The following is a 10,529-nucleotide window of genomic DNA, read 5'->3' on the forward strand; positions in this document are numbered from 1 at the left end:
ATGGCGATCGCCCCCATTCACCCCGGCGAAGCAACGGCCGACCTTTGCGACCGTCTGGGCGACCAGGCCCGGGTCTGCCATTTGCCCTGGCAGTCCTATGGCGGGCTGCGCGCTGTGAGCGCGCCCATCGCCTGCGTGCAGGCGTTCGAGAACGCGGGGCCGGTGCGCGCGCTGCTCGACGCGCCGGGGCGCGGGCGGGTTCTGGTCGTCGACGGCGGCGGCGCGCTGCGCGTGGCCGTGCTCGGCGAGCGCATGGCGCAACTGGGCCTGCGCAACGGCTGGCGCGGCGCCATCGTGCACGGCGCGGTGCGCGACGCCGCGGCGCTGGGCACGCTGGATTTCGCGGTGCTGGCGCTGGGCGCGGTGCCGCGACGCGCAAAGCCCGGAGCGCAAGGCGAGGTGCGACGCGGGGCGCTGGCTTTGGGCGGCGCGGATATCACCGACGACGACTGGCTGGCCCTGGACGCCGATGGCCTGGTGTTCGTGCGCGGGGCAGTGCAGCGCGGCTGATGGGCGGCGTTGGAGCGAACTGCAATAGAATGAGAATGGTTCTCGTTCATTTGCTTTCTCCACCCCCCGCCCATGCCGTCCGCCCAGAACTCGCTCCACAGTGAAGTCACCACCCTGTATACCGATCACCATGGCTGGCTGCAGGGATGGCTGCGCAAGAAGCTGGGCAATGCGCACCAGGCGGCTGATCTGGCCCAGGACACATTTGTTCGCCTGCTGTCGCGTGAGGCGCCAATGCAGGCGCGCGAACCCCGGGCTTTTCTGACGACCGTGGCGCAGCGCGTGCTCGCCAACCACTATCGGCGCCAGCAGCTCGAGCGCGCCTATCTGGAAGCGTTGGCCCTGCTGCCGCCGGTGCTCGCGCCATCGCCCGAAGAGCGGGCCTTGCTGCTCGAAGCGCTCGATGCGATAGACCGCATGCTCGATGGCTTGCCGCCTGCGGTGCGGCGCGCTTTTCTGATGGCCCAGCTCGAAGGCATGAAACAGGCCGAGATTGCGCGGGAACTGGGGGTGTCGCTGAACACGGTACAGCGCTATCTGGCGCAGGCCGGCATGCACTGCTACTTTGTGGTGAACGCGTGAGGCGCGGCCCGCAATCTGAGACCGCATTGTCGGTGCCGCCCGTCGTCGCGCAGCAGGCAGTCGATTGGTGGCTGCAGCTCATGGGAGCCGATGCCAGCGCCGCGCAGCGGGCGGCTTGGCAGGCCTGGTGCGCGGCCGATCCGCTGCATGCCCAGGCCTGGGAGCGCATACAGCAGGTCAACCAGCAGCTGTCGGGCTGGGTGGCGCCGCAGCAGGCCGGCCTTGCGCGTGCCACGCTGGCACCCACGCGCGCCCGGCGTGCAGCGCGCAGGCGCGTGGTCCAGGCCCTCGCGCTGCTGGTGTTTGGTGGCGGGGCTGCCTGGCAGCTGGAGCAGTCCGCGCCGTGGCAGCGCCTGCGTGCCGATGCGCGCACGCCGCGCGGCGTGCGCCGGCGCATGGTGCTTCAGGACGGCACGCAACTGGTGCTCAACGGCGGCAGCGCGCTGAATGTTGACTACAGCCCGCAGCAGCGCCGCCTGCGCCTGCTCGAAGGTGAAATGCTGATCACCACGGCCGCCGATGCGCGCGCCTTTGTCGTCGAGACTGCCGCGGGCGAAGCCCAGGCGCTGGGCACGCGTTTTGTGGTGCGCGCGGGGGACGATGGCAGCACCCGGGTCGGCGTCTTTGACGGCGCCGTGCGCTTGCGCCCGCGCCAGTCGCCTGGCGATGCGCAGGTGCTGCAGGCCGGTCAGCAGGCGGTTTTCGGCGTGCAGCGCGTTTCGGTGCTGACACCGGTGCACGAGGACAGCGCGGCCTGGACCGACGGCATTCTGATTGCGCGCGGCATGCCGCTGGCCGAAATGCTGCAGGCCTTGCAGCCCTACAGCACGGCCACCCTGGTATGCGCGCCCGAGGTGGCCGGCCTGCGCATGTCAGGGTCCTATCCGCTGGACGATATGGGGCGCGTGCTGGCCACGCTGCACAGCCTGCCCGAGCTCCAGGTGCGCCGGCTCACGCGCTGGTGGGGGCGAGAGGAAGTGCTGCTGGAGCCTGCAGCACATGCCACGCGCTGAAATTTCTTTCAGAAATGTTGGGGTGTTTTTGCATCTCGCGTGACATGCAGGAAGAGTACGGCGCAGTGCCGTGTTTGCGCGGCAGCCTGCCGTCGTTTTCTCCCTTCTTTCCGGCCCCAGGCCCTTGAGCACCATGGCATATTCTCCGTCGCCCGCTTTTTCACGTTCGTTCGAGCCTGGCCATCGTCCGTCGGCTCCGGCATGGGCCTGCCGCAGCCTGCTGGCGCTGGCCTGCGCGGGGCTGACCGCCCCGGCGTGGGCGCAGACGCCGGACACGGCCGTCAGCGCCGCTGCGGCGCGCAGCTACCAGATTCCGGCCGGGCCGCTCGAGGATGCGCTCAATCGCTTCGGCCGCGCTTCGGGCGCGCTGCTGTCCTTCACCCAGGACCAGGTGCAGGGGCTGCGCAGCCCGGGCCTCGAAGGGCGATTCGAATCGCGTGAAGCCCTGCAGCGCCTGCTGGTCGGCACCGGCCTGGCGCTGTACCAGACGCCGCAGGGCGGCTTCACGCTGCGCAAGGCACCCGCGCCCGCTGCTGCGGCGCCGGGCGATGTCGCGCTGTCGACGGTGACCGTGACTTCGCAGAGGGACAGCGCGGTGCAGCACTATGTGGGCAATGAACGCAGCGCAAGCAGCAAGCTGGGCAGCGCGCTGCGCGAGACGCCGCGCTCGATTTCCATCGTCACGCAGGAGCAGTTGAAGAATCAGGCGCCGAAAAGCATAGAGCAGGCGCTGTCGTACACCGCCGGCGTGACCACCGAAGTGACGGGCGCCGATGTACGCATGACGGGCGCGATGATCCGCGGCTTCAGCGACGGCAGTTCGTATTACAAGGACGGGCTGCGCCTGTTCGCGGCTGGCAGCTATGGCTCGTGGAACGACGAGATCGACGAACTCGAGAGCATCGAAGTGGTCAAGGGCCCGGCCTCGGTGCTGTTCGGCCAGGGCCGGCCCGGCGGCGTGATCAATGTGCTGTCCAAGCGTCCGAGCGCCGACCATGTCAACAGCGTTGGTCTGTCCCTGGGACGTTACGACCGCGTGCAGGCCACGGCCGATCTGGGCGGCACGCTGGACGACGACGGCCGGCTGCTGTACCGGCTCAATCTCAAGGCCCGCGACAGCGACGGCCGCACCGTGGGCTCGCGCGACGACCGCATCGCCATCGCTCCGTCGCTGCGCTGGAAGCTCGGCGACCAGACCCAGCTGACGCTGCTGGCCAATTACTCCGAGGAACGCGGCAGCCCCAAGTCCTGGTGGCCCAGCCTGTTCAGCTACCCACAGATCAAGGACCTGCCCGCGCGCCTCACGGCGGGCGACCCGAGCTTCGACCGCTTCAACCGCGATACGCGCTCGCTGGGCTATGAGTTCTCGCACCAGACCGACGGCGGCTGGCTGCTGACGCAGAACCTGCGCTACTCGACGATAGACATCGATTACCGCCATATCTATGCGATGGATGTGCTGGCCGACGGCCGTAGCGTCACGCGCGCCAATCTGGCGCAGCAGACCCGGGGCCGGACGCTGACCGTCGACAGCCGCGTGCAGAAGGACCTCGAGTGGGGCGCGCTGCAGCACAAGCTGGTGCTGGGGCTGGACCACGTCAAGTACCGCGAGAGCGGTGGACTGGGCTTTGGCTGGGATGTGCCGAATCTGGACCTGCAGGCACCGGTCTATGGCCAGTCCATCGCCGCGCCCGAACTCGAGGACAGCTCCAGCAGTCTGCGCCAGACCGGCGTCTATGCGCTCAACCAGCTCAAATGGGACCGCTGGGTGGCCAATCTGAGCCTGCGCCACGACAAGGCGCATACCACGCAGTTGAGCACGACCCAGCCGTACATGGATGACAGCGCGACGACCGGCAGCGCCGGGCTGCTCTATCAGTTCGACAATGGCCTGGCGCCCTATGCGAGCTACGCGACTTCGTTCGATCCGGTCACGGGCCTGCAGTTCGACGGCAGCACTTTCAAGCCGCGCCGTGGCAAGCAGTATGAAGTCGGCGTCAAGTACCAGCCCGCGGGCAGCACGACGCTGCTGACCGCATCGCTGTTCGACCTGACGCAGACGAATGTCAGCACCCAGGATCCAGACCACCCGCGTTTCAGTGTGCAGACCGGCGAAGTGCGCTCTACCGGCATCGAGCTCGAAGGGCGGTTTGCGCTGACACGCGAAGTGGGCGCGCTCGCCAGCTTCACCTACACCGACCCGCGCACCACGCAAAGCACCCGTCCCGCGGAAATCGGCCGCCAGACGCTGCTGACGTCCAAGCGCCTGGTGAGCCTGTGGCTTGACTACCGCCCGCGCCAGGCGCCGGGTCTGATGGTCGCCGGCGGTCTGCGCTACAAGAGCGCATCGCCCTACAACGTCGCGGCCGACGGCCGACTCAACAGCAGCCCGGGCGTGACGCTGGCCGATCTGGCCGTCGCCTACCAGACCCCGCGCTACCGCGTCGCGCTCAATGTGAACAATCTGTTCGACAAGAAGTACTTCGCCGGCATCTTCCGCGGCGTGGACCGCGAAGCCACGCTGAGCTTCAACTACTACTGGTGAGCCCGGGCGCGCGTCAGGCGCGCTCCATCCAGTCCGACAGCGCGTCGGCATGTTCCTGCTCCTGCTCCAGGATCTGTTCGATCTCGGCTTCGGGCGTCACCGCGCCCTGGTCCAGGCTTTGCCTGGCGGCTTCGAGTCGGTGGTTGTCCAGGGTGAACTGATGCGGTTTTAGCGCGTTATTGCGCATTGCAGACCTCGTGGGGTGGGAAAGAAATCTCCGGCGCGTGGGCACGCCAGAGCTTCCCACCGTAAGCACGACCCGCCGTGGCGGTGCCGCAGCGGAGCTTGTGTTGGCATGGGCGCTTGCCGGGAGCACGCGATGACCTGCAGGCCAAAATTCCTAGGACATACCCTTGATTACATGCCATGCGCGCCTGCCGTCGCATCGGTTTTTGGCGCATTTTCCGCGCTGTTCGCGCTTGCGGGTGCATGCCTTCGTGCAGATTTTGGCGCGGCCCTGGCGCTGAAAAAAAAGTGAGCGCAGCCCAAAGCCAGCGCGCGCATTCCTGGGTTTTCTGGCGCTTGCAAATGGGCGTTGGCCGCAGCGCCTCCCGACTAGCTTTCCCTCCATTGACGCATTGCATTTTGCATTCTTGTGCTGTGTGAGTTTGTATATATACAAATTAAAGACGTATTTGACAAAAGTAGCCCACGGGAGAAAACTGCATTCAACCCCTTACTGACGTTGGATGCCGCCATGAAATCACTGACCGACTACCAGAGCTACGCCGATGCGCAAATGCAGTTTTCCCCCGAACGGCTCTGGGATCTGTTCGACGGAAACCGCGAGTCGCTGAACATCGCCCACGAGTGCGTAGACCGCCATGCGGCGTCGGGGCGCGACGCGCTGATCGTGGTCCAGGCCCAGGGCGGCGAAGAAGTCATCAGCTTTGCCCAGCTGGCCGAAGACTCCTCGCGCCTTGCGCACTGGCTCGAAGCCCAGGGCATAGCGGCCGGCAACCGGGTGGCGATCATGCTCGAGCCGTCGCGGGCTTTCTATACGGCGATGTTCGGCGTGATCAAGCGCGGCGCGATCGCCGTGCCGCTGTTCACGCTGTTCGGCCCCGACGGCATACGGCTGCGCGTGCAGGACTGCCAGCCGGCGCTCTTGATCACCAATGCCGAAAAGGAAGAAGCCGCGCGTTTTTCCGGCCACCCGCCGGTGCAGGTGTTCAGCGCGGCGTTCGCCGAAACGCTCAAAAGTTTCCCCACGCGCTACCAGAGCCAATCGAAGGCTTCGGACCTGGCGGTGTTCCAGTACACCTCGGGCACGACGCGCGAGCTGCCCGAAGCCGTCAGGCATTCGCACAAGGCGCTGGTGACGCTGATGGTCGCGGCGCTGTATGGCACGGGCATTCGCCCGGGCGACCGCTACTTCTGCCCGTCATCGCCGGCCTGGGGCCATGGCCTGTGGCATGGCACGCTCGCGCCGCTGGCGCTGGGCCTGACGGTGGGCGCGTACAGCGGCCGCTTCAACGCCGAGCGCCTGCTGCAGGGCCTGGCCGAACACCGCTTCACCAATATGTCGGCCGCGGCCACGCACTACCGGATGATGAAGAACTGCGGCAAGGCCGGCGACTACCGCTTCGCGCTCGAGAAGCTGTCGTTCACCGGCGAGCCCATAGACGACGACACCGCCGATTTCGTGCGCGCCACGTTCGGCCTGGAAGTCTGCAGCATGTATGGCACGACCGAGATCGGCGTGGTGCTGGCCAGCTACCCCGGCGCGAGGGACTTCCCGGTCAAGAAGGGTGCGCTCGGCAAGGCCGTTCCCGGCACCGAAGTGCAGGTGCAGGGCGACGACGGCAAGCCCTGCGCGCCCGGCGTCACGGGCCAGCTGATGGTGCTGCGCCGCGGCCAGTGGGTGCCGACCAAGGACCTGGGCCGCATCGACGCCGACGGCTACTTCTTCCACGGCGGCCGCGCCGACGACGTGATCATCTCGGCGGGCTGGACCATGAGTGCCGTCGAGATAGAGAACGTGGTCCTGATGCATCCCGATGCGCTCGAGGCCGCGGTGATAGGCGTGCCCGATGCGCTGCGCGGCCAGGTCGTCAAGGCCTTCATCGTGAGTTCGCGCCCGGCGTCGGACATCGATGCCTTCACCAGCGAAATCCAGGAGCTGGTCAAGACCAAGCTCAGCCAGCACGAATACCCGCGCCATGTCGCCATCGTCGACGAGCTGCCCAAGACGCCGGCCGGCAAGGTGCACCGCAAGGTGCTGCGCGAGCGCGAGCTGGCCGCGGCGGGTATCCAGCCATCGCCCGTCACCGTTCGCCCTGCGCCTGCCGAGGGGCAGAGCGCCGCCACCGTTCGCCCTGCGCCTGTCGAAGGGCAGTGCATCACGGGCGGCTGACACAGCGCACCCCGGTTCCGCCATTCCCCCATCCCCTTTTCGTTTCTCAACCAGGAGTAGTCACCATGGATATGAAAGCCCAGCGCAATTTCCCCAAGATCACCGAAAGCGGCCTCGACGAGCTGCGCCAGCGCATAGGCGTCAAGATCGGCCACACCGTCGAGCCCTGGTGCCATGAGGCTACGCGCGACAACATCCGCCATTACGCCCACGGCATAGGCGACGACAACCCGCTGTGGTGCGACCCCGACTACGCGGCCAAGTCGCACTACGGCGGCATCGTCGCCCTGCCCAGCTTCCTGTTCTCGACCAGTCGCATCGTCTCTGGCTATGTCGGCGGCCTGCCGGGGGTGCACGCGATGTGGTCGGGCGCCGACTGGACCTGGCACAAGCCCGTGCGGCGCAACGATGAAATCCGCACCGAGGCCTACTTGAAGGACCTGGTCGAGAAGCAGACCGGTTTCGCCGGCCGCGCCGTGCAGCAGATCTACCACGTCGACTTCTTCAACCAGGACGGCGACAAGGTGGCCGAGGCCGACAGCTGGTGCTTTCGCACCGAGCGCGACCATGCGCGTGAAGTCGGCACCAAGTACGATGCGGCGCGCGAACGCGGCCAGCGCAGCTATACCGACGAGGAGCTGGCCGCGGCCTTCGATCTGTACCGCAAGGAAGAAGTGCGCGGTGCCGTGCCGCGCTACTGGGAAGATGTGAAGGAAGGCGAGGCGCTGCCGACCATGTTCAAGGGCCCGATGACCGTGACCGGCTTCATCGCCTACGCCCAGGGCTGGGGCGGCCTCTATATCCGCGCGAACAAGCTGGCGTGGAAACTCATCGATGCGCACCCGGGCGTGGGCATCAAGAACCGCTTCGGCATTCCCGACGTGCCGGAGCGTGTGCACTGGGAAGAGGACTTCGCGCTGGAAGTCGGCGCGCCCGGTGCCTATGACTATGGTCCGGAGCGCACCTCGTGGCTCACCCACCACCTCACCAACTGGATGGGCGACACCGGCTTCCTGCACAAGGCCAACTGCAAGGTCCGCCGCCACAATCCCGAAGGCGACATGGTGTTCATCACCGGCAAGGTGGTGCGCAAGTTCGTCGAGGACGGCAAGCACATGGTCGAGATCGAGCAGATCGCGCACAACCAGGACAACGAGCTGTCCGTGGTCGGTGGCGGCGTCGTGGTCCTGCCCAGCCGCGGAGCCTGAGCCATGGGACGCGCAGGTGCCTTGCAGGGGCTGAAGGTCGTCGACCTGACCAGGGTCCTGGCCGGGCCCCTGTGTACCCAGATCCTCGCCGACCATGGCGCCGAGGTGACCAAGGTCGAGCCGCCCGCGGGCGACGAGACCCGCAGGCTGGGGCCGCCGTATACGGCCAGCCAGCAGGCCGCCTACTACTCGGCGCTCAACCGCGGCAAGCAGTCGATCAGCCTGGACCTGTCCACGCCCGACGGCCAACAGGTGCTGCATGGCCTGCTGGCCCATGCCGACGTGCTGGTCGAGAACTTCGTGCCCGGCACGCTGGAGCGCTGGGGCCTGGGCTATGAAGACGTGCTGGCCGCGCGCTACCCGCGGCTGGTGCTGTGCAGCATCAGCGGTTTCGGCGCCGATGGGCCGCTGGGCGGCCTGCCGGGCTACGACGCCGTGCTGCAGGCGGCCTGCGGCATCATGAGCATCAACGGCAGCGCGGGCGACGGAGCGACCAAGGTCGGCATTCCCGTGGTCGACCACCTCACGGGCTATGTCGCGCTCTCGGGCATTCTGATGGCACTGCAGGCGCGCGCACGCGACGGCCTGGGCCAGCGCGTCGAAGCCACGCTCTACGACACCGCGATCAGCCTGCTGCTGCCGCATGGCGCGAACTGGCTGTGTTCGGGCGAAGTGCCGGCGCCGCTGGGCAGCGCCCACCCGAACATCGTGCCGTATGACAAGTTCCGCGCGGCCGACGGCGAGCTGTTCATCGGCATTCTGAACGACGCGCAGTTCGGGCGCTTTTGCTGTGCCATCGGCGTGCCCGGGCTCGCGGCCGACCCGCGCTTTGTCGACAACGCGCAACGGCTGGGTCACCGTGCAGCACTGTACGCGGCCATCGAGGCGGCAATCTGCACGCAGCCCGCGCAGGCCTGGGCCGACACCTTGATGGCGGTCGGCGTGCCGGCCGCGGCCGTCAACAGCGTCGCGGCCGCATTGAACCATCCGCACACCGTGCACCGGCAGATGCTGGTGCAGCGCGGCGACTACACCGGCATTCGCTCGCCGGTGCGGCTCATGGGCACGCCCGCGGTACCAGGCGCGGCGCCGCCCGATCTGGACCAGGACCGCGCCGCGATCCTGGCGCGCAGCTGGCAAGGCCAGGCCATGGAAAACGCCAGGGTTGCGGGTTTGGCACAGGCGCCAGCCCCGGGTCTGGCGATCAGAATGCAGGAGGGCAATACCATCACCCAACACTGATCCACAGAAGAAAAGCCGCTACCCAGGGCCGCAGCTCCCGCGCAGCGGGCGCGCGGACCCCGGGTAGGAAAAACAGTTGGCATCACAAGGAGACAGACATGAAATTCATAGCACTGGGATTGGCCGCCGTCATGGGCCTTGCGGGTTCCGCCGCGCTGCACGCGCAGACCTATCCATCGAAGCCGATCAGGATCATCGTCGCCTACCCCGCGGGCCAGGGCACCGACATCGCCACGCGTTATCTTGCCGACCAGATCTCGCGCGATCTGGGCCAGCCCATCATTATCGACAACCGCCCCGGCGCCGGGGGCAACGTAGGCACCGAGGCCACGGCCAAGGCCCAGCCCGATGGCTACACGCTGACCATGGGCACCAACGCCACCCATGTGCTCAACGAGTTTCTCTACACCAAGATTCCTTTCAACGCGGGCAATGATTTCGAGCCGGTGGTGATGGTCGGCACCTTCCCCATGGTGCTGGCCGTGGCCAGCAACTCGTCGCTGACCACGGCCAAAGAGCTGGTCGACTCCGTCAAGGCCGCGCCGCGCAGCGCCGATATCGCGCTGCCCAGCACCAGTGCTCGGCTGGTGGTCGAGCTGCTCAAGGAGCGTTCGGCGGTGTCGCTGTTCGGCGTGCCCTACAAGGGCGCGAGCATTGCGATCACCGACCTGATCGGCGGCCAGCTCACGGCCATCGTCGACACGCCCACCAGCCTGCGACCGCACCTGCAGTCGGGCAAGCTGCGCGCGCTCGCGGTGACGTCCAAGCAGCCGAGTTCGCTCGTGCCCGGCGTGGCGGCTATTGCCGAGCAGGGCTATCCCGATTTCGACGTGATCGCCTGGAATGCGCTGTATGCCCCCAAGGGCACGCCGCCGCAGATCATCCACACGCTCAACGCCGCGTTCAACAAGGCGCTGCAGCGCCCCGAAACGCGCCAACGCCTGCTCGAACTCGGTTTCGAGCCGGCCGGCGGCACGTCCGAATGGCTGCAGACTTTTGGCAAGAGCGAGCGCCAGAAGTGGCAGGTGGTGATTTCGGCGGCGGGGCTGAAGGCGGATTGAGGGGGCGTGGAG

Annotated in this window: 9 protein-coding genes; 8 read left to right on the plus strand and 1 reads right to left on the minus strand. The window is 67.2% G+C overall.

Going from position 1 to position 10,529, the window contains the following annotated elements:
* The 4 genes from rraA to GVL12_RS21885 all read left to right on the plus strand — a co-directional run bounded on the left by rraA (position 1) and on the right by GVL12_RS21885 (position 4,650).
* Entirely contained in the window at positions 1–510 is a 510-nt protein-coding gene (rraA, locus tag GVL12_RS21870; protein WP_159917675.1) for a ribonuclease E activity regulator RraA, read from the plus strand.
* Positions 511–582: 72 nt separating this feature from the next.
* Positions 583–1,092, plus strand: a complete 510-nt coding sequence (locus tag GVL12_RS21875) for a sigma-70 family RNA polymerase sigma factor (protein WP_159917676.1) — start codon at positions 583–585, stop codon at positions 1,090–1,092.
* A gap of 32 nt (positions 1,093–1,124) precedes the next feature.
* Positions 1,125–2,105, plus strand: coding sequence for a FecR domain-containing protein (locus GVL12_RS21880; RefSeq protein ID WP_235033948.1), 981 nt, complete (start codon positions 1,125–1,127; stop codon positions 2,103–2,105).
* Between the two features lie 133 nt (positions 2,106–2,238).
* Entirely contained in the window at positions 2,239–4,650 is a 2,412-nt protein-coding gene (locus GVL12_RS21885; RefSeq protein WP_159917678.1) for a TonB-dependent siderophore receptor, read from the plus strand.
* A gap of 13 nt (positions 4,651–4,663) precedes the next feature.
* Here the strand turns inward: GVL12_RS21885 and GVL12_RS21890 are convergent, their stop codons facing one another.
* On the minus strand, positions 4,664–4,837 hold the full coding sequence (locus GVL12_RS21890; RefSeq protein ID WP_159917679.1) for a hypothetical protein: 174 nt from the start codon (positions 4,835–4,837) through the stop codon (positions 4,664–4,666).
* Positions 4,838–5,347: 510 nt separating this feature from the next.
* Between GVL12_RS21890 and GVL12_RS21895 the strand changes: the two genes are divergently transcribed.
* The 4 genes from GVL12_RS21895 to GVL12_RS21910 all read left to right on the plus strand — a co-directional run bounded on the left by GVL12_RS21895 (position 5,348) and on the right by GVL12_RS21910 (position 10,517).
* Positions 5,348–7,006: an acyl-CoA synthetase gene (locus GVL12_RS21895; protein WP_159917680.1), complete on the plus strand. Its 1,659-nt coding sequence runs from the start codon at positions 5,348–5,350 to the stop codon at positions 7,004–7,006.
* 65 nt (positions 7,007–7,071) lie between these two features.
* Entirely contained in the window at positions 7,072–8,214 is a 1,143-nt protein-coding gene (locus tag GVL12_RS21900) for a MaoC family dehydratase N-terminal domain-containing protein (RefSeq protein WP_159917681.1), read from the plus strand.
* 3 nt (positions 8,215–8,217) lie between these two features.
* Positions 8,218–9,456, plus strand: coding sequence for a CaiB/BaiF CoA-transferase family protein (locus GVL12_RS21905; RefSeq protein WP_159917682.1), 1,239 nt, complete (start codon positions 8,218–8,220; stop codon positions 9,454–9,456).
* 98 nt (positions 9,457–9,554) lie between these two features.
* Positions 9,555–10,517 carry a tripartite tricarboxylate transporter substrate binding protein gene (locus GVL12_RS21910; RefSeq protein ID WP_159917683.1) on the plus strand — a complete coding sequence of 321 codons (963 nt, stop codon included), beginning with the start codon at positions 9,555–9,557 and terminating at the stop codon, positions 10,515–10,517.
* Positions 10,518–10,529 lie beyond the last annotated feature (12 nt).

It is taken from the genome of Pantoea sp. 18069 (assembly GCF_902706035.1).
Taxonomy (GTDB): Bacteria; Pseudomonadota; Gammaproteobacteria; order Burkholderiales; family Burkholderiaceae_C; genus Comamonas.